This is a genomic window from Thermostichus sp. OS-CIW-30, assembly GCF_054060215.1.
Map to the genome: position 1 here is coordinate 134,272 of NZ_JBSSCZ010000001.1, position 25,536 is coordinate 159,807.

A 25,536-nucleotide genomic window follows, 5' to 3' on the forward strand; every position below is an offset into this window, starting at 1 on the left:
GGCCGGGATCCAAACTCAGTAAGGCCCAAGTCGTGCGTGAGGTGGTGTGTTGAGCCTCTTGGACTCTCCCCTTTGGCGAGACGGGTTCACCCTGTTTCTGAGCCTTGTGGTGCAGGCCATGCCATTTTTGCTGCTAGGGGTGTTTCTATCGGGGCTGCTGGCGGTGTTTGTCGAGGGATCCCAGTTGGCCCGTTTCCTGCCCAAAGGCAAAATCGGCAGCGCGGTGGCCGGTGGCGCTTTAGGATTCTTTTTCCCGGTGTGCGAGTGCGGCAACCTGCCGGTGGCCCGTCAACTGGTGATCAAAGGGATCCCACCCCACGTGGCGGTGGCCTTTCTGTTGGCGGCGCCGGTGTTTAACCCGGTGGTGATCTTTTCCACTTGGATTGCCTTTCGCTCCATGCCGGAGCTGGTGATCTACCGAGTTCTCTTTTCCTTTGGCATTGCGGTTGTCGTCGGCTTGATCTTCAGCCTGCAAAAGGATTTCCAGCCTCTGTTGCAGCCGTCAGTCTGGCGGGAGCTGCAGCGCAATTGCTCCCAAGAAGCTGATCCGAAGAACATCTCCCGCTCGCCGTTGTTGCAGGGGGGCACCTTCTGGATTGGATCCCAGGGCTATGCCCAAGGGGCCTCTGGCCGATCCCTGGCCACTTTACAAACGGCTGAAGATGTGTATCGCTCTGCTCTGGCCGCTGCGCCTTCTCCCTCCAGGCGACAAAAAGGAGTTCTCCTGCTGCAGACCTGGGCCAGGGAGATCCGCGAATTGGGATCCGTGCTCATCTTGGGCTCGGCGATGGCGGCCCTGATTCAAACGGTGATCCCGCGTTCGTTTGTGCTGGATTATGGCCAAGATGCATTGCTCTCAATCCTGATCATGATGGCCCTGGCCGGGATCATCTCCATCTGCTCGACAGTGGATGCCTTTTTCGCCCTCTCCTTTGCCGCCACCTTCACGCCGGGATCCCTGTTGGCTTTTATGGTGTTTGGGCCGATAGTAGACTTGAAAGCCATAGGCTTGATGCTCACTCTGTTCAAGCCCCGCGCCATTTTCTACTTCGTGATCTTGGTCTTTCAGCTTACTCTGGTGGGAGCTTTAGCCATCAACTACTATGGCAGTTAAAGCGTTTGTTTGAACCTTTCTCCACAGGGACACCCTCTCCATCCACTCTCCGTCAAATATTCGTCAAATATAGTTGCTTCAGTTTAGGGTAAGACGCCTGGGCTTCTGATCGCGCCAGCGGGACGGAGTCCTTGAAAAGCCTTCCGGCTCGGTGCACTTTAAGTGTGGGTGCAGTGTCCTGCTTTAAATCGAAATGACTATAGAAAGAGTTGCCTGGATAAGGTTTGTCACCAGAGGACTCTGCTCCCAGACGGTTGAGAACTCAGGTGTTACAGGTTTTATTGTAGTAAACTCAAGAAGGACGTAGTCTGGATTTCATAATTATCGCGACCCTATTTTTCAGCAGGACAAAGCTATGAGCAATCTATACTCGACAGACTTTAACTTGTGGATTGACCGAACAACCCGGCTATTGCGGGAAAGGCGCTGGCATGAAATTGACCTAACACACTTAATTGAAGAGGTTGAGAATTTGGGTAAGAGCGAACGACGAGGGATTACCAGTCAATTAACTCGCCTTCTGCTGCATCTGCTCAAGTGGCAATATCAACCTCAGCGCCGTTCAGATAGCTGGCTAGATTCCATTACAGATGCGCGAACCCAAATCGGATTGGCCATAGAAGATAGCCCTAGCCTAAAAGGTTATCTGGTAGAGCAACTTGAAGAGAGTTATCAACGGGCGCGCCGCCAAGCAGCCAGGCAAACGGGGATAGAAATCTCGACATTTCCAGATGTCTGTCCCTACTCTCCAGAGTTGGTGCTGGCAGAAGATTGGCTGCCGGAAGTTTGACAGTCCACACCACAAAGCATTTAACGGTGGACAGCATTCCCACAGTACTGACTGTAGAGCTTTGGACTGGTGTTGTCCTGCCCAGACAATCCATCAGGGATTAAACATGGGCAATACAGATAGACCAAGGCCAATTGCTGTGCTACTGTTGCTATTCCTCAAGCAGAGGCGCGCTCCTGCCAGGTGCGCATCTTGCCCGGATTGAGCAGGCCATAGGGATCCACTTCTTCTTTAAAACGAATCTGGCGCGGATCCATCACTTTGCGCCCGCCGTCTTCGATGATGAAAGTGTGGGGGTTGGCAATAAATACTCCCTGCTCTTCGTGGTAGCGCATGATCTCGTTCAGGCGCTCTTCGGTGGTAAAGCGGACAATTTGCAGGCCGACGGGGGTAGCTTGCCCGTTGATGCGAATCCACTCCAGGTGCATCAGCACTTCGTCGCCAAAATACTCGTACATGTGCTGCACCAGCTTCAGCTCCCGATCGGCAGGAAAAGCCGATTGTAAATAAGTCAGGCTGGGATCCACGCTGCGGCAGTGCAAAGTGGTGTGGTTCCAAGAAAATTCCCCCAGCGAGATCCCCTTGCTGGCCTCCTGGGCCGTTTTGTTGTAAACCACTTGGCCCCCATGTTCCCGGACAAGCTCCAACAGCGGCTCCAGGCTGCATTCGGCCACCATCAACAGGGCCACAGCGGATCCTTCTGGCAAATGACCCCGCAGCGGTGCAAAGTAGCTGGGGATCGGCCAAGCGTGCAGGCTGATCATCTTCTTGATGATCCCATCCGCATCGCCCAGGGCCTGGCCAAAATGGGCACAGGGCATAAACCCTCCTGCGGGGGGAAAAGCCACCACCAGCTCTGCCCAAGGGTAAGCAGGCGCCAGCGGGATCTCCACCTCGGTGATGATCCCATTGAGGCCCCAGGCATGGCTCACTTGGAACACCTCGTCTCCCCGCAGCTCCAGCACCCGCGGCTCTTCCTCCAGGGTGACCACCCGCAAACCCAAGATGTTGCCGCGATCCCGCAGTTGGCCGTAGGTCACAGAGCCAATGCCGCCGCTGCCGCCGGCAATGAACCCCCCGATGGTGGCCGTGCGATAGGTGGAAGGAGCCATGCGGATCTCCCAGCCCATCTCCCGGGTGTGTTTGTCGATGGCCATCAACTTGGCCCCCGCCTGCACCCGCGCCAAGCCCGGCTTTGCCCAAAGCACCTGGTTGAGCTTGCCCATGTCCAGGATCACACCCCCGGCCAGCGGGATACATTGGCCGTAATTACCGGTACCGGCACCGCGCACCGTAACCGGGATCCGCAGCCTGGCACAGGCCGCTGCCACCCGCATCACCTCGGCCTCATCGGCGGGGCGCACCACCAAATCTCCCCGCTTGTCGCTCAGTTGTCGGCTCAGCACGGGGCTGTAGTGGTAAAAATCCAACGACAACTTGGCCACCTGAGCCGGATCAGTGATGATCTCAATACCCTCTAAGTCAGAAGGCAAAGCCTGCAGCTTGTCAGGAGCGGCAACGATCATAGGTATCCGTATTTGGGTGCAACGGTTCTTCAGACTCCATCATCGGCAGAAATTGCCTGCAAAAGGGTTTGCCGAGAACAGTATGGGAAGGATCCCTGTCCGGCCAGGTCGATTAGCCGAAGCGGCCCTCCACATAATCTCTTGTGGCTTGCTTGGTGGGGCTGTTGAAGATGACTTCAGTTCTGTCAAATTCAATCAGCTCGCCCACACGGTTGGATCCCACCAGCTCCACGCTGAAGAAAGCCGTCATATCCGAGACGCGGCTGGCCTGCTGCATGTTGTGGGTGACGATGATGATGGTATATTCCTCCTCCAGCTCCTTCATCAGCTCTTCGATACGGCGGGTGGAAATGGGATCCAGTGCCGAACAGGGCTCATCCATCAAAATCACATCCGGCTGTACCGCCAGAGCGCGGGCAATACACAAGCGCTGCTGCTGCCCTCCCGACAGCGACTGACCATTTTCTTTCAACTTGTCTTTGACTTCATCCCAGAGGGCAGCCCGTTTCAGCGAGGTTTCCACCACCTCGTCCAAGTCTACCTTCATCCCCAGCACCCGCGGGCCGTAGGCCACGTTGTCGTAAATGCTTTTGGGGAAGGGATTGGGTCTTTGGAAGACCATGCCGATACGCCGCCGCACCGCCACCGGATCGACCTCTTTGGCGTAGAGATCCTTGCCGTGGTAGGTGAGCTTGCCCTCTACACGAGCACCGGGGATCAAATCGTTGGTGCGGTTGAAGCAACGTAGGATCGTGCTTTTGCCACAGCCGGAAGGGCCGATAAACGCAGTAATCTGTCGGGCTGGGATGTCCAGAGTAACATTTTTTACCGCCAGATTGGAGCCATAGTAGACATTCAGGTTCTCGGTCCTGAAAACGTAAGAGGTCTGGTTAAGAGATTGAGTTTGCATGGCAGCACTCACAAAAAGAGCTAGAGTTCGACGAAGAGTTCGATTCAAGACTTTGTTGAGAATCCTCAGGCTATTTCCTGGTCTTGTACACCAAAAAGCGAGCGGTCAAGCTGGCCGCCAAAACAATGGCTAACAAAACCAAAGCGCCCGCCCAAGCCAGCTCCTGCTGCACCCTGTAGGGAATGATGGAGAAAAAGTAGACCATCACCGGCAAGGTAGCCACCGGGCCAAAGAGATTAGTAGACCAGAAATTGTTGTTGAAGGCGGTAAAGAGCAGAGGTGCAGCCTCGCCTGCCGCTCGGGCCAAAGCCAGGATTAGCCCGGTTACGATGGCCGGTGCCGCTGCCGGCAAAACAACGCGCATTGTGGTCTGAAAGCGATTTGAGCCCAGGCCAAGGGAAGCCAAGCGCATGTCGGGCGAAACCAGCAGCAACGCCTCCTCGGTGGAGCGGATGACAATCGGCAGCATCAGCACGCCAAAAGCCACCCCTCCCGAGAAAGCCGAAAAGCCGGATCCCCTCACCACCACAGCATAGGCAAACAGGCCGCAGAGAATGGCCGGTACCCCCGTGAGCACATTGCAGGAAAACTTAACCAGATAAGCCAAGCGGGTGCCGCGACCGAATTCAGACAAGTACACTGCCGCCAAGATGCCGAAGGGAAAGCTCAAAGCCGCCCCCGTAGCCAGCACCATTAAATTGCCGACAATTGCGTGACCAAAGCCCCCTTCCGCCAGGCCAGGGGCAGGGTAGCGGGTCTGGGTGAGGACATCCCAATTTATCCGCTGGATGCCTTCCTTGCCCACATCCCACAGCACCCAAGATAGGGAAGCTATGATCACCGCCACAAAGAGGCCACTCAGCAGGGTTAGGACAATGCCTGTGTAATTGCGGACAGGGGCAATGGCGGCACGAGTAATGTCGATGTCAACCTTCTCAGGGGCAAGCTGTGCTGAGTCGGACATGATAACAGTGCTCCTTCATCTTCTTTCTGCTTCCCAAGTTACTGCTCCAAGTTTTGAAACTTGCGGATGATGATCTCGGCAACAATGTTGACCAATAACGTCAGCACCATCAGCACCACGCCGGCATACATGAGAGCCGAAACCTGCAAGCGTCCTGCCTCGCCAAACTGAGAGGCAATCAAGCCAGTAATGGTGGATCCCGGCTGCATTAGGGAGATATTGATGCGGTTGGCGTTGCCGGAAAGCATGGCCGCCACCATGGTCTCTCCCAGGGCCCGTCCCAGCGCCAGCATGATCGAGCTGACAATGCCCGACAGGCCGGCAGGGATCATCACCGTTAAGAGGGTCTCCCAGCGGGTTGCCCCCAGAGCCAAAGCGCCCTCTTTTAGGCTGCGTGGTAGAGATTCAAAGGTACTGCGGGTAATGGAGATGATGATGGGAGAGATCATGATCCCCAGCACCATAGCCACTATCAACAAGCTGGGCCCCCGCGGAGCCGGGCCACCCAAGAAAGGGATCCAACCCAGCGTCTGGTTAATGGCTCGAAAGATGGGCCGCACTGCTGGAATCAGCACAAAGATCCCCCATAGCCCCAGCACCACACTGGGAGTGGCCACGATCAGCTCAATGGCAAAGCCAATCGGCTCCGTTACCCACTTGGGGGCAAAACCTTCCGTCAGGAAGATGGCAGTGCCAATGCCCAGAGGGATGGCAAAAATCAAAGCCACCAGAGAGGTTACCAAACTGCCATAAATCTGTGGTAGCACCCCGTAGATGTTTTCCACCGGGTTCCAGCGGGCAGTAACCAGGAAGCCCAAGCCAAACTGCTGAATCGCCAGCAGAGCCGCTTCGGTGGTTTGAAGAATCACCCAGATGAGGATAATGCCGGCAAACCCTGCCAAGGCCAGCGTCAGGCGGACAAAGCCCACATCAACAGCCCGAGACAGGCTCGCCTTTTTCTCAATGTCAACATCGATATCCGGGTTTGGTGGTGAACCATAACCCGTAGCCGCTGAAGTCATAGCCTCTCTCCCATGATCATCTTCGGTTCAAAATCTTTCCTAAAAATCCCACCGTGCAAGGTAACCCCAGCAGCCGACCGAGAAAGCCTCACCTGCCTCCTCAGCCGGCCACCAGCTCCACTCTAGTGGAGTTCAGGCTGCAACCCAGTCATCGCACCGCATTGGGGTTAACGGTGATGGCATCCAGCTCTGCAAAGATCCGCTGGATAGCCGCCTCAGGCATAGGGATGTAGTCCAGCTCCTTGGTGATGGCTTGACCCTCTGGCCCCTGGGTCCACTTCAGAGCCTCCACCAGCTTGGTCAGCTTCTGCTGATCGGGATACTCGCGGTACAGCATCACCCAGAACAAGCCCACGATTGGGTAGTCATTTGGCCCTTCAGGGTCGGGCACCAACAGCGCAAAGTTATCAGGAATGGGAGCATCCAGCGCCGAGGTAGCTGCCTCAGTCGAGAACTCAACAATGTTGCCCGCTTTGTTTTCCAAGCGAGCAGTGGCCATCTTTTCCAGCTTGGCATAGGACTGGTTCACGTAGCCAATTGCCCCTGGCTCCTGCTTGATGGTGGCGGCTACGCCCTCATTCCCTTGGGCTCCAATGCCAACAGGCCACTCGACAGAAGTACCAGCACCGGCTGTCCAATTAGGGCAGACAGTTCTGATGTGGTTGGTGAACACAAAGGTAGTCCCAGAACCATCAGAGCGGTGTACCCAGGTGATGTCCAGGGGTGGCAGCTTGTTTGCTATGCGTGGGTTCTCGGCCTTGATGCGAATGTCGTCCCAGCGAGTGATCTCGCCGGTCACGATGCCGCAGTAGGTTTTCCGCTTCAGGATGAGCTCTCCGTCTTCAATGCCGGGCAGGTTATAGGCAAACTCGATGGACCCTCCCGCCATAGGCAACTGTAGGGGCTCATAGCGGTATTTAGCTCGGAAGCTTTCCAGGCGAGCACCGGAGAAAGGCGCCTCGGAAGCGCCGAAGTCCACAGTGCCATTGATCACCTGCTCTAGGCCAGCACCACTACCGACAGACTGATAGCTGACTTGCACAGTGGGGTCTACGGTGCGGTTGTAGGCGTCAAACCAACGTTGCAGCAAAGGAGCCGCAAAGGTCGCGCCCGCCCCGGAGATTTGCACGGTTTGGGCTTGAGCCGAGGTCGCTGTTAGAAATCCTACTGTTAGAGCGGTGAGGGAGAAAGCAGAAAGCAGGGTTCGCATAGGTAATATCTGTGGCGAATCAACATTTTCAACCCTATAACCTCAAAGTTAACAGAGGGATATCTAAAGGTTAACTTTGGGTTAAGTCAAGAGAAAAAATCGATATTTTTGAGTGTGCTGGCTCGTTTCCAAACCTTGATTTTCCATCTGGTGGTTTTGGCCAGTTTGGATTTCAGCAAAATCAGGATCCTGGAGCCCAGGATCCGCGAAAAGGTCTAGCTGCTGAACTTCTATCTCATTTGACAACCAATCAAACGGACACAACTTGAATAAGAGCTAAGCTGGGACGGCTGCAAAAAAACTCGATCCAGATCCAAGATGTGTAAAATTTGAGACAAAGATGTTGCTCACCTCTCGGCAAGCTTGGACATGATTTCAGCAGGGCGGGAAAAGCTCTGGCCAGAGCTTCTTCCGACTTTTGACAGTTTTGACAGAGAGAATTAGCTAGGAGATGGACTTCAACACTCCAGACGTGGGGCAGCTCTACATGTTCCCCGAGCAGAGAAAGATCTGGGCTCTAAGCTGGGATCCGCCCGCCCCCCATGAGGTACAGCAGGGCCATGCGCACCGCCACGCCGTGGGTGACCTGCTGCTCAATCAGGTTCAAGCCGGGATCCTCCATCACCTCGGAGCTGAGTTCCACACCGCGATTGACCGGGCCGGGGTGTAAAACCCTCACCTCTGGGTGGCACAGGCGCAGCCGCTGCCGCGTGAGGCCGAAGAAGTGATGGTACTCCTGCAAGCTGGGGAGAAGGAACTCGCCCATGCGCTCCTGTTGCAGGCGCAAGGTGATAACAAAACGCGCCCCTTCTAGGGCAGGCTCCAGCTGCCAATGGATAGGGAGCGTGTGGCCGGGTACAAACTGGGCAAAATCTTTGGGCAATAGGGTGGGAGGGCCGGCTAAGTGAACCTCAGCTCCGGCGGCCACCAAGGCATAGATATCGGAGCGGGCCACCCGCGAGTGGAGAATATCGCCGACAATGGCGATTTTGATCCCTTGCAGCAACTCCAGACGGGGACGCCGGGGATCCAGATGGCTGCAGAGGGTAAACAAATCCAGCAAACCTTGGGTGGGATGTTCGTGCAGTCCATCCCCGGCATTGAGAACGCCCACAGGGGATCCGCGGCGGTCGATCTCGGCAGCTAATTGTTGGGGCACTCCTGCCTGGGCATGGCGAACGATTAAGAGATCGGATCCCATGGCCAGAAAGGTGCGGGCCGTATCCAAAAGCGTCTCCCCTTTGCTCAAGGAAGAGGTGCCTGGGGAAAAGTTGAGCACATCTGCCGAAAGGCGCTTGGCCGCCAGCTCAAAACTGGTACGGGTGCGGGTGGAAGGCTCGAAGAACAGCGTCACCACCACCTTCCCCTGCAAGGTGGGCACCTTGGGCAACCGCCGCGTCAACACCTCCTGGAAACTGGCGCTGGTCTGCAAAACCATCTGGTATTCTTCGGGAGTAAAATCCGCCAAGCCCAAGACGTGCTGCCGCTGCCAAACCATAGGGGATCCTCAAATGCCCAAGCGGGCAAAGATCTCGTCCAAATGGGTTAGGTGGCGCCGCGGATCAAAACAAGCCTGCAGTTCCGCCTCGCTGAGGTGGGCCATCACTCGGGGATCCGCCAGCAGATTGGCGCGGAAATCCCCGCCGGGCTGGTTCCAGGCGCGGTGAGCATTTTCCTGCACCAGGCGGTAGGCTTCCTCGCGGCTAAGGCCCTTCTCCACCAAAGCCAGCAGCACCTGCTGGCTGAAGATGACGCCGCCGTAGAGGTTGAGATTGCGCTCCATGTTGCGAGCGTGAACCTGCAGCTGGCCCACCAGCTCCGCCATGTTGACCAACAGATAGTGGCAGAGGATGGAGGCATCCGGCAGGATGACCCGCTCTACGGAGCTGTGGGAGATGTCCCGCTCATGCCAAAGAGGAATGTTTTCCAGAGCCGGAAGGGCATACCCCCGCAGGAGGCGGGAAATCCCGGTTAGCTGTTCAGATTTGATGGGGTTGCGCTTGTGGGGCATAGCAGAGGATCCCTTTTGGCCGGGGGCAAAGTACTCCTCAGCCTCCAGTACCTCTGTTCGCTGCAGGTGGCGGATTTCAGTAGCAAAGCGCTCTAGGGAAGAGCCAATCAGAGCCAAGGTTTGCACGTATTCAGCGTGGCGATCCCGCGAGATTACCTGTGTCGAGGCTGTATCGGGCTTCAGGCCCAGGCGAGCGCAGGCCAACTGCTCCACCTGGGGAGGCACGTTGGCGTAGGTGCCCACGGCGCCAGAGATCTTGCCCACCGCCACCACTTCCCGCAGGCGAGCTAGGCGCTCTTGGTGGCGCAGGCACTCGGCCAGCCACCCTGCCAGCTTAAAGCCAAAGGTAATCGGCTCGGCGTGAACACCGTGGGTGCGGCCGATCATGAGGGTGTAGCGGTGCTGCCGAGCTTGGTCGCGGATAGCAGCGATGAGGTCGGCCAGGCGGGCTTGCAAGATCTCCACCGAGGCCACAAGCTGCAGGGCCAGGGCCGTATCCAACACATCCGAGCTGGTCAGGCCCAGGTGGATGTAGCGCCCTGCCTCGCCCACGTGCTCGTTGAGGTTGGTTAAGAAGGCAATAACATCGTGCTTCACTTCCGCCTCAATTTCCAAAACCCGCGCCGGGTCAAAGGCGGCTTTGGCTCTGATCTCCTGCAGGGCTTCTTGCGGGATCCGCCCCAGCTCCGCTTGCGCTTCACAGACAGCCAGCTCCACCTGCAGCCAGGTCTGGAGCTTGTGGGCAGTGGACCAAATCTGGCCCATTTCGGGCAGAGTGTAGCGCTCGATCAAGGTGCCTTTTCCGTCGGTACAGTAGGATGAGCTAGGCTATTTTAGCCTTTGGCGTCCCCCCTCGAGGAAAAGCCGCTGGGGGATCCCTGCGGGCTTGGCTTGCGGTGTCGAAGGAGCAGCAAGGAGTTTGCAGATGACCGTCGGAGCTGTGCCAACTCAGGGAAAAAGAGCTTGGACAGCCGAAGAATTCATGGCGTTGTCCAGGGAGGGACATCGCTACGAGATTGTTGATGGGAAGCCAATTGATATGGGAAGCGCGGGGGCACTCCATGGTTATGTCTGCAGCCTCCTATTGGCAGCTTTGACCCCCTACGTTTTGTCCAACAAGCTGGGGATCGTTTTAGATTCCAGCACTGCTTTTAAGATGAAGAGTGGAAATTGGCGCTCCCCTGACATCTCTTTTTTTGCTAAAGAACGCTTGCAGGGCATGGCTGAACTGCCCACAGGATTTTTGGAAGGCGCTCCAGATCTGGCTGTTGAAGTGCTTTCCCCCCGCAATACGGTTGAAGAAATTCATGACAAGCTGGTGGAGTACTTTGAAAATGGCAGCCGCCTGGTTTGGCTGGTTCACCCCAGCGAGCACTACGTCCTGGTGTATCGCAGCTCTCAAGAGCCTGACCGCCTCCTGAAATCGGTTGATCTTCTAGAAGGTGAAGAGGTTATTCCAGGATTTGCCCTGCCGGTGGCTCATCTATTCCAGAAGCTTTCCTTGTAACATCCCCCCGCCCTCACTCTAGCCAATAGAGCTTGGGCCTCCCAACCTTGCCATTGGGCATTCCTGCCCCGCGTCACAGAACGACTTGGCAGAGGAGTCGGTATCTCGACCCTGACTTTCCCGCCAGAGCGCGGAACTTGTAGCTCCCCGCACCCCTTGCAAGTTAAGTGCAGGGGGTTGCCCCTCTCGCCGACGGTCTATATTGAACTAGTTCGGGATCCGAAGAGCATGACTCTAGTCAATAATAAGCTCAACTATACTGAAAATAATGTATAATATGTTCAGTACGGATTACTACCAGTTGATCTTTCTGTTTACTTTCGAGTCTGCCAACATGGTAGCCAAAGCAAAGCAGAAAATTGGTAGTAAGACGACACGGAAACTGCGCTTTGGGTATTCTACTCAAAGCTTTGCGGGATACCGCCATTCTGTTTGGAAACAAACAGAATGCTATCGCTGCATAGTTGAACAGTGATGTTCAGCAGTGTTCAGCGTAAATGTATCAGGACGTCATTAGCGGTGCGGAGCACAATCAAGTGTCGATGGGGAAGGATAGCTCTGATAGGTTTCTTGGCAGCATTCCTCGCTCCTGCCCCTGCCATCTCTTTGCCTGCCTTCCCACCTCCTCCTGAGAAGACCTCGGCCCCAAACACCGCTTCCGAGTTCAACTGGCAGGGATCCCTCAAGTTGCTGCGGGGGGATCCCGTGGCTGCCCTGGCGGATCTGGATCGGGCGGTGCAGTTGGATCCCACCTATGCGCCGGCCTATGTGAACCGCAGCTACGTCTACAACCAGTTGCGCCAGCCCCAAGAGGCGTTGGCCGATGCGGAGCGGGCCATTCAGTTGAATGCAGGGATCCCAGAAGCCTACTTTAGCCGCGGGGTGGCCTATCTTCAGTTGGGGGATCGAGAAGCCGCCATGGCCGACTTTCGCCAGGCCTTGGCTCTCTTTTCCAAGAGCGGCAACTTTGCCAACCAGGCCATCCTGCAGCAACTGCTGCGCCAGTTGGGGGTGGAGTAGCCGCCCTTGGATTAAACCTAGGGCCACCTCGAAGTTGGGTAACCTGTCTGGTCTTTCCCCTCACTTGCGCTTAGGCGTCTGAGCGGTTGATTCTCCCAGCAACTTGTCAGAAAGCCGAGGCTCTCCCAACCACTCGGCCAGGGAAACTGCCTGAGCCTGCAGCCCAAAGACCTGACAGAACGACTCCACCAGCACCGGAGCTACGGCAGCCATCGTTACCTCCGGACAAAAGTGCACCAGGGATCCCACCGGGCGATCAGGGATCCCACAGGGCACGATGGCCTCGAAGGCAGCTAGATCCGGGCAGACGTTGAGGGCAAAGCCGTGGTAGGTCACCCAGCGGGAGACCTTGATGCCGATGGCCGCCACTTTGCGCCCCTCCACCCAAACCCCTGTGAGGCCAGGGATCCGCTCCCCCCGCAGGCCAAAGTGGGCCACAGTTTCAATAAGCACCTGCTCCAGTTGGCGCAGGTACCAGTGGAGATCCAGACGGTGGCGCCTGAGGTTGAGGATCGCATAACCAACCCACTGGCCTGGCCCGTGGTAAGTGACTTCGCCGCCGCGCTCTACCCGCAGGATTTCTGGCCCTTGTCCAGAGAGGAATTCTGGGCGGGCAGCTGGGGATCCTATCTGTCCAGCCAAGCTCTTGAGGAACTTGGGATCCGCCCCTGCCCCCAGGGTGTAGACCGGCGGGTGGGTGAGCAGTAGGAGCCCATCTGGCAGCTGCGGATTGCAGATCAGGCGAGCCACCCTGGCTTGCTGCCAAGCCCAAGCGGTGCGATAGGGCACCTCTCCCGCCAGGTGAACCTCCAGAGGCGGAGATCCCAAAGAGCGCTCAAACACCTGCGAGGACATCTCAAAGGCGGTTTTGCTGGAGAGCTCGCTGTGCCACCAGAAGATGACCAAAAGACCCCATCCCAGCAACGTCCACCTAGCCTACCGGCAGGTTGACCTGCGCCCGCAACCGCTCCAACAGGGCCCGCGGCTGCAACAGCCCCTCAATGCGGTCAATCGGCTTCCCATCTTTGAAGAGGATCAGCGTTGGCACCGCTTGAATGCCCCAGTGAGCAGCGATGGTTGGGTACTTTTCGGTGTCAACCTTCACAAAAGTAACCGCATCCCCCACCTGAGGTTTTACCTGCTCCAACACTTGCGCCATAACCTGACAAGGGCCGCACCAGGAAGCATAAAAATCCACCAGGATCGGGGTTTTGGATCCCTGAATCATGTCGGCAAAACTTTTGAATTGCTGTTTGTGCGCCATAGGAAACTCCAAGGGTGTTCTGAAAAGCCTGAGATGAAATCTATTTGTAAGCTAACTGTTTGAGACTAAAAATTAGGTAGGGATCCCGCTACGGCCTGCTTCGGTTTCCCGGTAGGATGGCTAGGGTTTGGGAGAAGAGCTAGAGCGTACCTGTAGTCTAGGGTGTTGTGGTGGACAAAGGGGCAGACTTTAGCAGGGTTTAAGGACTTGGAGGAGTGGGATCCCAATGGCAACAAGTAGCAGCATGGTGAATCGTGGCGTGTTGGCTGCAGTGCTGGCTGGGGTAGGACTCAGCCTATGGGGGGCTTGGCGTTGGCTTTGGGATCCCTCGGCTTGGAGCCAGGTGGTGGCCGGGCTGCTGCTCAGCTTGGGAACGTTGCTGTACTGGCTGAAAACCCGCCCCGCTGACCAGCTGGTGGTGGAACCCAAGGGCTGGGGCATAGGCCGCAACACCTTGGAGCACTGGGTTATCCAGGCGGAGTTCGTGGCCCGCAACCTCAACCCCCTCTTTGAGGTCACCTTGGCCCAGGTGCAGCCGCGACTGCATTTGCTCAGCGCTGGCTCCCCAGAAGGCATTGACACCCGCCTACGCCTGCGCTCTCGCCATCCGGATCTTCCCCCCCGCCAAGACAACTACTGGCAGGCCTACATCATCACCCCCCAGAACCAGACTGGCCTAGAGGTTGAGATCGAGCTGAAGGGGGAAGGGCTGGCCCATTTGCGCTCTGCCTGGCTGGAGTTGGACTACATCCAGTACGGGCGGCAGCGGCGCACCCTCAAGACCAGCCATCTCATCCTGCCGTTGCAGGAGGTGGAGCCCTTGCCAGAGCTGAACTGGCAGAAGCAGGGATCCCTCCTTTGGGCCGCCGTTCCCACCCATCTGCTGACCCCCAGCGATGACTTGGCCGAGGTGCTACGGCGGTATGTAGGCCCTCACATCCAGCCCGGCGATATGGTGGCCATCTCGGAAAGCGCCGTGGCTATTGTCCAGGGCAACTTCCGCCATCCCCTGCAGGTGCAGCCCGGCTGGCTGGCCCGCACCCTGTGCTACTTCTTCCCCTCCAAGACCAGTCTTTCAAGCTGCTACGGGATGCAGACTTTGATCGACTGCTCCGGGGCCTGGCGGGTGGTGTGGGCTTTTGTGGTGGGATCCCTGGCCAAGCTGCTGGGGATCTCTGGGGTCTTTTATGCCCTGGCGGGGGAGCAGGCCGATCTCATCGACGACGTTACTGGCACCCTGCCTCCCTATGACCAGTTCATCGTGCTGGGGCCGCGGGATCCGGCCAAGTTGGTGGGGGATCTGCATCGGCAGACGGGCTACGAAGTGGCCATCGTGGATGCCAACGACCTGGGAGAGGTGAAGCTCCTGGCCGCCACCTCCGGGGTGCAGGGATCCCTGGTGAAGCAGGCGCTGCGCAAAAACCCCGCCGGCAATGCCGCTGAACAAACCCCCCTTGTGCTGATCAGGAAGATGACACCTGACTGAGGCTCTGCTGGGATCCGAGGGCTTGCATCGCCTGGTGAGTGGAGAGGAAGAAGCGCTCAGCGCCCACTTTCTCCACAAACCCAGCCTTTTGGAGGCGATCCATTACCGGCCCCTTCACCTCGGCCATGGCAAAGCCCACCCCTGCCTGCTGCAAACGTTCCACCAACTGGGTCAGCACTTCCAAAGCGCTGCCGTCGATGAAGTTGATGGCGCTGGCAACGAGCAGCACCTGCTCCACTGTGGGTCGCGCCGCCACCTCTCGCAGCAGATACTCCTGCAAGTAGGCTGCGTTGGCAAAAAACAGGCTCTCGTCCACCCGCACTGCCAAGATACGGGGATCGGTAATCACCTCATGGCGCTGCACGTTGCGGTAGTGCTCCGTACCGGGCACCTGACCCACGATGGCAATGTGAGGACGGCTAGCCCGCCAAAGAAAGAGCAGGATGGAGACTAACACCCCTATTCCGATCCCCTGCTCCACTCCGATCCCCAGCACACTGGCAAAGGTTACCAACCAAACCAGGGCATCGCCACGGTCGTAGCGCCAGCTTTGCAGCAGGGGGTGAAAATCCACCAGGGCCAGCACCGCCACCAGAACAATGGCCGCCAGGGTGGTCTGGGGCAAGAAGGTGAACAGGGGCATCAGCCAGATGACCGTCAAAGCCACCAACAGGCCGGTGATCAGGGAAGCCAGGCCGCTGTTGGCTCCCGCTTGAAAGTTCACCACCGACCGGCTGATGCCTCCCGTTACCGGATAGCCGCCACTGCAGGCTGCTGCCAAGTTGGCTGCCCCCAAAGCCACCAGATCTTGGTTGGGATCCACCTTCTGCCGCCGCTGGCTGGCCAAGGACTGCCCCACGGCATAGCTTTCCGTGAAGCCCACCAAGCTGATGGCCAAGGCGGTGGGCAGAAGCGCTGTCCACTGTCCCCAGCTCAACGAGGGAAAGCCCAAGGGGGGCAACCCGGAAGGAATGGAGCCAACAACGGATACCCCTGCCCTCTCCGAGAGGTTTAGGCCCCAGACCAACAGGCTGGTCACGAGCACAGCCGCTAGCGGTGCCCCCTTGGTCAAAATCAAGGCCCAACCTGGAGGCACACCCCAACGCCGCAGTTGGTGGGGCAACTTTCGCTGAGCGTACACCAGCAGGGATACGGCCAGCAGCCCTAGGCCAAAGGTTGCCCAGTTCACCTTGTCCAGGCTTTGCCACAGCCGCTGCACCAACAGCAAGAAGGACTCCGTATTGGCGATCTTGACCCCCAGGAGGTGGCGGAGCTGGCTGAAGCCGATGATCAAGGCCGCCGCGCTGCCAAAGGCAGTCACCACCGTGTGGCTTAAGAAATTGGCCAAAAACCCCAGCCGCAGCAGTCCCATAGCCCCCTGGATCAGAGCCACCTCCAGAGCCAAGCCCAAAGCCAACTGCCCGTACTCCGGGCTGCCCGGCAAGGACTCCGTCCCGCTGACGCGACCGGCCAGCGGCTCTAACCCTGCCGCCACCAAGAGGGAGATGATGGCCACTGGCCCTACCGCCAAGGCGCGGCTGGATCCCAGTAGTCCATAGACGATCACCGGCAAAATACTGGCGTACAGGCCCACTTGGGGGGGCAACCCGGCCAACAGGGCATAGGCCATGCTCTGGGGCACCAACAGAATGGCCACCACAAGGCCGGCGATCAGATCTCCCGGCAAATCTGATCGTTGATAGTGGAAGACCCAAAGGGACTCCTTAGCAAAGGGCAGGTACCGCGCCAGGATCCCTTGCCCCGAAGAGGAAGCAGAAGGGATCCCACTCATAGCGCCTGACCTCGGTTCCAGGGCATGCGAGCCAAGAGCAGAGCCATGCCACAGGTGTTGGTTACACCCGCAAACACCAGCCCAGCGCCCACAAAGCCACTCAGCAGCAGCCACCAGGGGTTGACAAAGGCCCCCAGAAGGGTTCCGGTGAGCACCAGGGATCCCGCCGCAATCTGCACCTGCCGCATGATGGAGATGGGCGCATTTTGGGTGCGGGTAACGGGCAGCTTGGCCACTTTCCAAGCCTCGATCCCGCCCTTGAGGCTAATCACCTCCGGCCAGCCGCGGTCTAGCAACTGACAACCGACGCGGATGGAGCGGCTGCCCATGCGGCAGTGCAACACCACCGGCTTCTCTGGCGTGGAAGCAGGCACTTTGGCCGGGTCAAAGGTAGATAGGGGCATGTTGATGGCCCCCGGGATCCGCTCATCGGCATATTCTCCCGGCTCCCGCACATCAATGAGCTGGACTCGCCCCTGATCCAGCCACTGTTTTAAGGTCAGGGCATCGATCTCCTTGAGACGGGGATCCCGTTCTTGCGAAGCGGAAGGGATAGGGTTTTGTTGGGTTACGGTCATGGTTGTCTCCTTGCTTCTAGCGTTGTCTAAAATGCAAAATGCAGCGATTTTTGGGATTAATCCCCCTCCTCAAGCAAATGACTGGGCTCACCGGGGTAAAACCGGCTATCCAGGATTTGCTCTGAGGAATAAGGGCAGGTTTTGGGGAAAATCTTTCTGGGCAGCTTGGTCTCCTCCAGGGCCAGCTTCAGCGCCCCCAAGTAAGACTTGGAGATGGCCTCTGGCAAATAGGGCTTGAGACTTGGGCTTTCTTCAAGAAGCTCCAGAACTTCCTGCCGCTGCAGCTGGAGGGTGAGGAGCCAGCTTGCGGATCTCCCCTCTGGCTGGTACTCCCACTTGAGGAGATGCCCAACCAAAACTGCAAGTCGGTTTCGCAGTTCCTGCCGCTGTTGCCTGCCCAACGATTCAATCTCCTCGACTAAATTGGGCAGATCCAGCTTCTCCCAGGCCCGATCCCGCAGAAATTGAGCTTGTTGCTGGATCCAAGCGTAGAAATCGCTCTCATAGAGACTTTCTCGATCCACGCTCAAACTCTCCATTTCTGGCAAGCCAATTGAGAGAAGGTTACCCAGAGCAGCGGGCCCTCACCATCGGAGTTTCACATGGGCTCCCCAGCCGGCGGGGGCTTACCCTGCACCTCGCTGCCCAGAAGGAATTAAACCGCTGCTGCCACTTGGCCGCACTGCTCGTTGGCCGGCACCGCTTCCTGGATCTTCTTCGGCTGGGGCAGGTTGAGGCTGTTCATCAGGGCAATGAAGCTCTCACGGGAACGCAGGTTGCCCGTTTCCGGATCCACAAAGCGCGGGTTCCAGCGCTTCTCCTCGCCAATGGTGGAGACGGTGTGCCCGCGATAGTCGTGGCCAGGATAGACCAGCGTCTCATCGGGCAGCGTAAACAAGTGCTGGGTAACATGGTCGTACATCAGGCCGGGATCCCCGCTTTGGAAATCCGTGCGCCCACAGCCGCGGATCAGCAGGGCATCTCCGGTAAGGACGCGATCCCCATTCACGCGGTAGGTCATGTGGCTGTCGGTGTGGCCCAGGGTAGCGATGGCTTCAATGACGACGGATCCCACTTGCAGCGTTTCCCCATGACCGATGAAACGATCTGCACATTGAGCCTTGGCCTGTACTGGCACCACCCCTTGGCAACCGGTCAGTTCCCGCAGCTTCCCGGTTCCCGTGATGTGATCCGCGTGAACGTGGGTTTCCAGGCAGTACTTCAAGGTTAGACCCAATTCCCGAATCAGCTTCAAATCCCGCTCCACCTGCTCCAGCACTGGATCCACCAGGGCGGCCTCGCGAGTTGTCGGATCCGCGATTAAATAGGTGTAGGTGCTTGTTTCTGCGTCGAACAGTTGGCGAAATAGCATAGTGCCCTCCTGTCTGGTATCGAAAGCCCGACGTGAACTTGGACTTTCTAGGAACACTATATAACTATCTAGTGTTAAAATCAAGTTGCATGGACGGCGCAAGCAGGTTTGTTGATTGGGGAAAAGTCGGTGAGCAGAGCGGATGTGAATGAGTGTCGCACGATCCTGACGCCGCAGGTTCTCGACAGCGTGGCAGAGTACTTCAAGGTTTTGGCGGAACCCAACCGCCTGCAGATCCTGTGTCAGTTGCGCTCGGGGCCCAAGAACGTCACCCAAATCTTGGAAGCTACGGGTATGGGCCAGGCCAATGTTTCCAAGCACCTCAAGATCCTGACCCAGGCAGGGATCGTCAGCCGTCAGCCCAAGGGGGTGAGTGTTTATTACCAAATTGCGGATCCCATGTGCTTTGAGCTGTGTGAAATGGTATGTCGGCAGTTGGTGAGTCGGCTGCAACAGCAAGCCCGCCAACTGGAGCCGCTGGCAGCCATTCACCCAGGTCAACCGAGCTGAGGCGGAAAGGGTTCTCAAGTAGGTTGGGATTTCGCGAGCACCCGAAGGTTATTCCAGCCCCAGCCGCTGACGAAAGTAAGGGATGGTCTGTTGCAGCCCAACCTTCAAAGGGATCCGAGGTTCCCACCCCAAGAGGGCACGGGCTTTGCGAATGTCGGGCCGCCGCTGCTTGGGATCGTCCGTCGGCAGAGGCCGGTAAACGATGGGAGAAGGGCTGCCGGTGAGGGCGAGCACCTGCTGGGCCAGCTCCAGGATGGTGAACTCCTCTGGGTTGCCCAAGTTAAAGGGTCCGGGGTAGGGGCTGTTCATCAGCCGGATCAAGCCTTCCACCAGGTCGGAGATGTAGCAAAAGCTGCGGGTCTGGGATCCATCCCCATAGACCGTCAGGGGATCCCCGCGCAGGGCCTGGACGATAAAGTTGCTCACCACGCGGCCATCGTCCTCCCGCATGGCGGGGCCGTAGGTGTTGAAGATGCGGGCCACCCGGATCTCCGTCTGGTATTGCCGCTGCCAGTCGAAGGTGAGGGTTTCCGCCAAGCGCTTGGATTCGTCGTAGCAGGCCCGCGGGCCGATGGGGTTGACGTGGCCCCAGTAGTCTTCCGGTTGGGGATGCACCTGGGGATCCCCGTACACTTCTGAAGTCGAGGCCAGCAGGAACCTCGCTCCCGTTTTCTGGGCCAGTTGCAGCAGGTGGTAGGTGCCCCAGAGGCTGGTGCGGATGGTGCGGATGGGATCCGCTTGGTAGTGGGGGGGAGAAGCGGGGCAGGCCAGGTGGTAGATCTGCTGGATCCCAGACTCTGCCAAAGCGGGCGGCAGGGGCTCGGCAACGTCGTGCCAAATGAACTGAAAGGCTGGGTTGTCTAGATGAGCTTGGACATTGAGCTGCCGGCCCGTGTAGCCGTTATCCAGACAAATGACCCAGTGGCCTTCTTGCAGAAGGCGGGTTACCAAGTGGGATCCGATAAATCCCAGGCCACCTGTAACCAGGATCTTCATGATTTCCCCTGATTTCCCCAGCACCTACCAGCCCACTCCAATGAGGGTTATGCCCGCCTGCCGCACCGCCTCCCGATCCAGACAGTTACGGCCATCGATGAGCAAGGGCCGCCGCATCAGCTCTGCAATCCGTCGGTAATCCAGCGACAAAAACTCCGGCCACTCCGTCACCAACACCAGGGCATCGCAATCTTGGGCCAGGCGAAACACATCCGTTTCCACCACCACATGGGCCAACCCCTCCCGCATCCCTGAAGCGGACACAACGGGATCATACGCCTTCACCTTTGCCCCAAGGCGGTGGAGCTGCTCGATTAAGGTCAGGGAAGGGGCATCCCGCAGGTCGTCGGTGTGGGGTTTAAACGTCAGACCCAGTAGGCCAATGGTTTTTCCCTTGAGCACCTTGAGGGCTTGCTGCAGCTTTTCCACCAAACGTTGCCGCTGTTCTCGGTTAACCTCCACCGTGGCCCGCAACAGCTTGGCCTCATAGCCATAGTCAGCAGCGGTTTGGATAAGAGCCGCCAGATCTTTGGGGAAGCAGCTTCCGCCCCACCCTATGCCAGCGTTGAGAAAGGCGCGGCCAATGCGCCTATCTAGGCCGATCCCTTCTGCCACCTGGGTGATGTCGGCGCCGGTGCGCTCGCAGATGTTGGCCATTTCGTTGATGAAGCTAATCTTGGTGGCCAGGAAGGCGTTGGCGGCATACTTGATCATTTCGGCAGAAGCCAGGTCGGTCACCAGCAAAGGCACGGGATCCCCTTGCAGGCCCTGCTGGCGGTCGAGGATGGGTTCATACAGCTGCCGCATGATTTCAATGGCGCGGGGGCTGTTGGAGCCAATCACAATGCGATCCGGGTAGAAGGTATCTTGGATGGCACTGCCCTCCCGCAGAAACTCGGGGTTGCTCACCACGTCAAACTGCGGCGTCCAAGGCGAGAGCTCCAAGGTCAGGGATCTGGCCTCTGGATCTCTCCCCACTTCTCGGCTGCTCAGCCGCTGCTTGGCGGCTTCGGCGGCCCCGTCCAAAATGAGCATGCGCACCCAGTCCCCAGAGCCAATGGGCACAGTGGATTTGTTGACAATGACTCGATAGTGCTCGTCCAGATGCTGGCCAATTTCCCGCGCCACTGCTTCCACGTAGCGCAGATCGGGATCCCCGCTGGGCAGGGCCGGGGTGCCCACGGCAATAAACACCACCTCGCTGGCCTGGATCCCAGAGCCCAGATCGGTGCTAAAGTGCAGCCGACCCGCCGCAGTTCCCTCCCGCACCAGCTCTTCCAGGCCGGGCTCGTAGATGGGCAGGCGACCCCGCTGCAGCCCTTCAATCTTGGCGGGGTTGTTGTCCACACAGATAACGCTATTTCCTAGGTGAGCCAGGCAAGCCCCTGTTACCAGGCCCACATAGCCAGCGCCTACCACAGCAACGTGCATACTCAGAGTTCGCTCCCCAATCGGCGGCCACTTGACTAAGCCTTAGCAGCTTGCTTTTAGGGTACCCTCCCTTACCCCTATTGAGGTCGGTGACAGAATAAAGCAGGATATCTGTGGATCCCCGCTCGAGCTGCAGTGAGCTTTCTGGATTCTGCTGCCATAGCCAGCCGCCGTCAGCGCCAAGTGCAGAGGGTGCTGTACGTCACGCTAGGGCTAAATGTCCTGGTGTTTCTGATCAAGTTAATCCTGGGGCTGACGACGGGATCCCTAAGCCTAATTGCCGATGCCCTGCACAGCTCCACCGACAGCGCCAGCAACATTTTGGGCTTGGTGGCCGTGCGCTTTTCTTCGCCAGAGCCCGATGACGACCATCCCTACGGCCATCGCAAGTTTGAAGCCATTGGAGCGCTGGGGATCGCCGCCTTTTTGGGGATGGCCAGCCTGGAGATCCTGCGCACAGCCGTGGAGCGGTTTTGGGAGCCCCAGCCCCACCTGCAGATCGATGAGCTGACCTTGGGGATGATGGTGGGCGTGCTGGGCATTAATGTCTTTGTCACCCTCTACGAGCACCGCTGGGGCAAAGCTCTGTCCAGCTCGCTGCTGTTGGCCGATGCGCGCCATACCCTCAGCGACGTTGGGGTGACGCTGACGGTGTTGCTGGGGTTGGCCGGCATGCATTATTGGGGGATCCCTTGGTTGGATCAAGCCCTGGCTTTGCCGGTGGCGCTGCTGGTGCTCCGAAGCGGCTGGGAAGTGCTGCAGGAGAATCTTCCCTACCTCACAGATCGGGTGGCGATCCCTGCCGAGGCCCTGCGGGATCTGATCCTGAGCGTGCCAGGCGTGCTCGACTGCCATGACATCACTTCCCGCGGCATCCCAGGGGAAATGGTCTTTATCGAGATGCACCTGGTGGTGGAGCCACAGGACATTGAGTCCGCCCACCGCCTCACTGAGGAAGTCGAACACCTCCTGCAAGGGCGCTACGGGCCGGCGCGGATCCTCATCCACCTGGAGCCTCGCTCCCATATCGAGCAACCCTAGCAGGAGCTCGCCACCTGCCAACAGATAGCCTAGCCAAACCTCAGGGATCCTGATGTTTCCAAAAGAACACCAAAACGGTATCAACGCCTCTGCGAGCGTCCCTCAAAATCTCGGAAAAGCCTATTCTTTCGTCGGATCCCTCGACGCCTTGTGCCACAAGGCTTTCCGGCCCCAAAACCCCCTCGCCGAAACTCTTTTTGCCCCCTTTTTTCCGGATCCCTCGCAAACGGGTCTTGCATCCCTTGCCCTGCTTGGCTTTAATAGGGGTGGGTTCCCCCTTCGGGGGGATCCCTAGAAATTGGAAACGATTGGATGCTCGACAATCTCGACTGGCAAGCTGTGCCAGCGGGTTCCCCCTTCGGGGGGATCCCTAGAAATTGGAAACAAGTTTTTAATCCAAGATCAACACCAACACTGTGGTTCTTGTTCCCCCTTCGGGGGGATCCCTAGAAATTGGAAACTATTTGGACATCGTTCAGCTGGATTTTAGTGCTAGACATATTGACCTCCGATTTGGAGTAAACTTTTCAAAAATAAAAAAGGCTACCTTAGTGGTAGCCTTATGTAAATCAGACCAAGGTAACCATACTTAACGCATAGTTAATGGTGTCTTGGTGTTCCCCCTTCGGGGGGATCCCTAGAAATTGGAAACGAACGTACTCAGCTATTGGATCGTACTGGACAGGTCCATTTGTTCCCCCTTCGGGGGGATCCCTAGAAATTGGAAACTTGATGGCATATGGTTACATCTTTCCTGGCAAAGGGGTTCCCCCTTCGGGGGGATCCCTAGAAATTGGAAACCACTGAGGTTAACTGGGAGGGCCAGAATGGAAAAGACCCCTGTTCCCCCTTCGGGGGGATCCCTAGAAATTGGAAACAAACCAGTCGAGGGGAAAGGTAGATGAGCCCATTTGCTCGACGTGTTCCCCCTTCGGGGGGATCCCTAGAAATTGGAAACATCGGTCCAGTGATCCTCTAGGATTAACCACCCGCCAATGTTCCCCCTTCGGGGGGATCCCTAGAAATTGGAAACCCGTTCTTCAAAAGGAGCATCTGGGTTGTAAATAAGGTTCCCCCTTCGGGGGGATCCCTAGAAATTGGAAACGCCCTAAACGGCCCAGGAAGGCCGCTAGAATCCGTGTTCCCCCTTCGGGGGGATCCCTAGAAATTGGAAACTGACAGTAGATGTTCTCCTCTAATCTTTCGTAACCATTGAAGTTCCCCCTTCGGGGGGATCCCTAGAAATTGGAAACATCATCAATGGGACCACGACGTTTGGGTCATCGGAGAGGCGGTTCCCCCTTCGGGGGGATCCCTAGAAATTGGAAACCCAGCTCAGGGCACAACGGGCGGTGACGGAGGAGGAGGGGGAACGTTCCCCCTTCGGGGGGATCCCTAGAAATTGGAAACCTGCTAGCCACATCGAGAAGGTCAGCTACTGCCCCGAAGTTCCCCCTTCGGGGGGATCCCTAGAAATTGGAAACAATTTATTCAAGCGCACAGGCTATCGCCCAGTGTGGGTTCCCCCTTCGGGGGGATCCCTAGAAATTGGAAACTACACTCGTAGGCCGCTTTGGCCATGTCGAGCGCTTCGTGTTCCCCCTTCGGGGGGATCCCTAGAAATTGGAAACCGGGGTAGCCCGCATTACACAGCCCACCTCCCCGCAGGGTTCCCCCTTCGGGGGGATCCCTAGAAATTGGAAACTTGATGAGATTGAGCAGTTAGTTGAGGTTAGGCTAACTGCTCAAGTTCCCCCTTCGGGGGGATCCCTAGAAATTGGAAACTTGCCAGTACGCTCCAAACACCGGCTCAGGATGGGGATGTTCCCCCTTCGGGGGGATCCCTAGAAATTGGAAAAGAATTGGAAAAGAAATTGGAAAAGAAATTGGAAGCGAACTGAAGCTGGGCCTGGTTATCAGGCGGGCAGCGAAAACAACGGCTGAAACGCTCCAGAAATCGGCCTGCTGGCTGGGGAAAGTCTGGGAAAGTGAGGTCTGGATCCCCGGCAGCCACCGCTGCCCAAAAGTAGCGCAATCGTGGGGCCAAGGCTTGTGCCTGTTCCAGAGGCAGATTCAGCGGCGCAGAAGTTAAAAACTTAACCACCGCTGGTTCACTGCGCTGGGCCATCCATTCTCGCGAGAACGCCTGCAAATCGGGCCAATCCGGCAGGGATCCCACCCGGTAGCTCTGGATATGGACTTGGATTCCGGTCTCTCGATCCGACCGGATCTCGACAAGGCGGTAGGGGTGGGGAAAGCTGACCAAAGAGCCGGTGGTAATGTCGTAAACCCCCCCTCGTCGGGCGATGTGCTGGATGTGCAGATGTCCGGTGAACACCAGTTGCACCCCATAAGCTTGCAGCAGCCGCCGCAACTGAGAGGCATTCTCCAGCATGTAGCGACGCCCCCAGGGATGGAGAGACTGGCCGCGCAGATGCTCGACCACATTATGGTGCACCATCAGCAGCACCAGCTCTTCCTCGGCTGCCGCCAATTCTTTCTCCAGCCAGGTCAGTTGTTCTGGGGTTAGACACCCCACCAATTGACCCTGAGCATCAAAATGGTTGGAATTGAGGCCGATCAAACGGATCCCTGGCCGCAACAGCCGACTGTAATCCAAAGACTGCCCGTCCTCATAGCCAAAAGCTTGGTAGTAGCGGGGAAAATCAGCCAAACCGATGGAGCGCCCGTTGGCCTTGGGCTGGGGCACATCGTGGTTGCCGGGCACCACAAAAGCCGGAAAGGGCAGCCGAGCCAGCCGCTCCGCCAGCCACGCATGGTTTTCCGGCTCCCCATGCTGGGTCAGATCCCCCGGCAACAGCAGAAAATCCAAAGGCAACTGCACCAGATGCTGCAAAACCTGTTCCAGAGCCGGAATGCTCACCTCTACCAAGTGAAACCGGCTGGGGTGATCCCAAAGGGTAGAAGGAAGGGTGACGTGGGGATCGCTCACCACAGCAAAGCGGATCTGCACGGATTACTCCCCTTGACA

General features: G+C 57.7%; 22 protein-coding genes, 1 pseudogene and 1 CRISPR repeat array. Of the genes and pseudogenes, 7 read left to right on the forward strand and 16 right to left on the reverse strand.

From position 1 onward, the window contains the following. The first annotated feature begins 58 nt into the window (after positions 1-58). Together ACVWZF_RS00665 and ACVWZF_RS00670 are read left to right on the forward strand one after the other, a co-directional pair. Positions 59-1,114, forward strand: a complete 1,056-nt coding sequence (locus tag ACVWZF_RS00665) for a permease (RefSeq protein WP_011433504.1) — start codon at positions 59-61, stop codon at positions 1,112-1,114. A gap of 355 nt (positions 1,115-1,469) precedes the next feature. Further along, positions 1,470-1,904, forward strand: a complete 435-nt coding sequence (locus tag ACVWZF_RS00670; RefSeq protein WP_011433505.1) for a DUF29 domain-containing protein — start codon at positions 1,470-1,472, stop codon at positions 1,902-1,904. 158 nt (positions 1,905-2,062) lie between these two features. Here the strand turns inward: ACVWZF_RS00670 and ACVWZF_RS00675 are convergent, their stop codons facing one another. The 7 genes from ACVWZF_RS00675 to purB form a co-directional block, all read right to left on the reverse strand. Further along, positions 2,063-3,430, reverse strand: a complete 1,368-nt coding sequence (locus ACVWZF_RS00675; protein ID WP_011433506.1) for an FAD-binding oxidoreductase — start codon at positions 3,428-3,430, stop codon at positions 2,063-2,065. 112 nt (positions 3,431-3,542) lie between these two features. After that, positions 3,543-4,340, reverse strand: a complete 798-nt coding sequence (gene pstB, locus ACVWZF_RS00680; protein WP_011433507.1) for a phosphate ABC transporter ATP-binding protein PstB — start codon at positions 4,338-4,340, stop codon at positions 3,543-3,545. A 70-nt stretch (positions 4,341-4,410) separates the two neighbouring features. Then, positions 4,411-5,304 (reverse strand): phosphate ABC transporter permease PstA, encoded by an 894-nt coding sequence (pstA, locus tag ACVWZF_RS00685; protein ID WP_011433508.1) that lies wholly within the window; start codon positions 5,302-5,304, stop codon positions 4,411-4,413. Positions 5,305-5,342: 38 nt separating this feature from the next. After that, the gene (gene pstC, locus ACVWZF_RS00690) at positions 5,343-6,326 is read right to left on the reverse strand and encodes a phosphate ABC transporter permease subunit PstC (protein WP_011433509.1); all 984 of its coding nucleotides are present in this window, start codon (positions 6,324-6,326) and stop codon (positions 5,343-5,345) included. A gap of 148 nt (positions 6,327-6,474) precedes the next feature. Next, entirely contained in the window at positions 6,475-7,536 is a 1,062-nt protein-coding gene (gene pstS / locus ACVWZF_RS00695) for a phosphate ABC transporter substrate-binding protein PstS (protein ID WP_011433510.1), read from the reverse strand. A gap of 517 nt (positions 7,537-8,053) precedes the next feature. After that, complete coding sequence (locus ACVWZF_RS00700; protein ID WP_011433512.1) at positions 8,054-9,034, reverse strand: aspartate carbamoyltransferase catalytic subunit; 981 nt, start codon at positions 9,032-9,034, stop codon at positions 8,054-8,056. A gap of 9 nt (positions 9,035-9,043) precedes the next feature. Then, entirely contained in the window at positions 9,044-10,339 is a 1,296-nt protein-coding gene (gene purB / locus ACVWZF_RS00705) for an adenylosuccinate lyase (RefSeq protein ID WP_011433513.1), read from the reverse strand. Positions 10,340-10,472: 133 nt separating this feature from the next. Between purB and ACVWZF_RS00710 the strand changes: the two genes are divergently transcribed. Then, on the forward strand, positions 10,473-11,054 hold the full coding sequence (locus tag ACVWZF_RS00710) for a Uma2 family endonuclease (RefSeq protein ID WP_011430559.1): 582 nt from the start codon (positions 10,473-10,475) through the stop codon (positions 11,052-11,054). A 570-nt stretch (positions 11,055-11,624) separates the two neighbouring features. After that, positions 11,625-12,074 carry a tetratricopeptide repeat protein gene (locus tag ACVWZF_RS00715; RefSeq protein WP_457410581.1) on the forward strand — a complete coding sequence of 150 codons (450 nt, stop codon included), beginning with the start codon at positions 11,625-11,627 and terminating at the stop codon, positions 12,072-12,074. 60 nt (positions 12,075-12,134) lie between these two features. Here the strand turns inward: ACVWZF_RS00715 and lipB are convergent, their stop codons facing one another. Both lipB and trxA read right to left on the reverse strand, forming a co-directional pair. Next, positions 12,135-12,929 (reverse strand): lipoyl(octanoyl) transferase LipB, encoded by a 795-nt coding sequence (gene lipB, locus ACVWZF_RS00720; RefSeq protein WP_457394081.1) that lies wholly within the window; start codon positions 12,927-12,929, stop codon positions 12,135-12,137. A 76-nt stretch (positions 12,930-13,005) separates the two neighbouring features. Continuing rightward, on the reverse strand, positions 13,006-13,338 hold the full coding sequence (gene trxA, locus ACVWZF_RS00725) for a thioredoxin (protein WP_457410582.1): 333 nt from the start codon (positions 13,336-13,338) through the stop codon (positions 13,006-13,008). Positions 13,339-13,564: 226 nt separating this feature from the next. Here trxA and ACVWZF_RS00730 point away from each other — a divergent pair, with 226 nt between their 5' ends. Next, entirely contained in the window at positions 13,565-14,824 is a 1,260-nt protein-coding gene (locus ACVWZF_RS00730; RefSeq protein WP_457410583.1) for a hypothetical protein, read from the forward strand. On the opposite strand, the gene ACVWZF_RS00735 is transcribed toward ACVWZF_RS00730, so the two are convergent. From ACVWZF_RS00735 to ACVWZF_RS00750, 4 genes are all read right to left on the reverse strand, one after another. Next, entirely contained in the window at positions 14,802-16,616 is a 1,815-nt protein-coding gene (locus tag ACVWZF_RS00735) for a SulP family inorganic anion transporter (protein ID WP_457410584.1), read from the reverse strand. The genes ACVWZF_RS00730 and ACVWZF_RS00735 overlap by 23 nt on opposite strands. Further along, a complete protein-coding gene (locus ACVWZF_RS00740; protein ID WP_457410585.1) occupies positions 16,613-17,194 on the reverse strand; it encodes a rhodanese-like domain-containing protein in 582 nt (193 codons plus the stop codon). Before ACVWZF_RS00740 ends, ACVWZF_RS00735 begins: the two co-directional genes overlap by 4 nt. 56 nt (positions 17,195-17,250) lie before the next feature. Further along, positions 17,251-17,718, reverse strand: coding sequence for a DUF29 domain-containing protein (locus tag ACVWZF_RS00745; protein ID WP_414355907.1), 468 nt, complete (start codon positions 17,716-17,718; stop codon positions 17,251-17,253). 131 nt (positions 17,719-17,849) lie between these two features. Next, positions 17,850-18,566, reverse strand: coding sequence for an MBL fold metallo-hydrolase (locus ACVWZF_RS00750; RefSeq protein ID WP_414413400.1), 717 nt, complete (start codon positions 18,564-18,566; stop codon positions 17,850-17,852). Positions 18,567-18,695: 129 nt separating this feature from the next. Between ACVWZF_RS00750 and ACVWZF_RS00755 the strand changes: the two genes are divergently transcribed. Next, positions 18,696-19,076: an ArsR/SmtB family transcription factor gene (locus tag ACVWZF_RS00755; protein ID WP_414381749.1), complete on the forward strand. Its 381-nt coding sequence runs from the start codon at positions 18,696-18,698 to the stop codon at positions 19,074-19,076. A 48-nt stretch (positions 19,077-19,124) separates the two neighbouring features. On the opposite strand, the gene ACVWZF_RS00760 is transcribed toward ACVWZF_RS00755, so the two are convergent. Further along, complete coding sequence (locus ACVWZF_RS00760; protein ID WP_457410586.1) at positions 19,125-20,072, reverse strand: UDP-glucuronic acid decarboxylase family protein; 948 nt, start codon at positions 20,070-20,072, stop codon at positions 19,125-19,127. A gap of 24 nt (positions 20,073-20,096) precedes the next feature. Beyond that, positions 20,097-21,503, reverse strand: a complete 1,407-nt coding sequence (locus ACVWZF_RS00765; RefSeq protein ID WP_457410587.1) for a UDP-glucose dehydrogenase family protein — start codon at positions 21,501-21,503, stop codon at positions 20,097-20,099. A 135-nt stretch (positions 21,504-21,638) separates the two neighbouring features. On the opposite strand from ACVWZF_RS00765, the gene ACVWZF_RS00770 reads away from it, so the two are divergent. Then, positions 21,639-22,544, forward strand: a complete 906-nt coding sequence (locus ACVWZF_RS00770; protein WP_011433525.1) for a cation diffusion facilitator family transporter — start codon at positions 21,639-21,641, stop codon at positions 22,542-22,544. 616 nt (positions 22,545-23,160) lie between these two features. Further along, positions 23,161-24,403: a CRISPR direct-repeat array (repeat unit 36 nt; unit sequence GTTCCCCCTTCGGGGGGATCCCTAGAAATTGGAAAC). Positions 24,404-24,483: 80 nt separating this feature from the next. On the opposite strand, the pseudogene ACVWZF_RS00775 reads toward ACVWZF_RS00770, so the two are convergent. Then, positions 24,484-25,518: pseudogene (locus tag ACVWZF_RS00775) on the reverse strand (metallophosphoesterase family protein); the annotation flags it as partial. Positions 25,519-25,536: the final 18 nt, after the last annotated feature.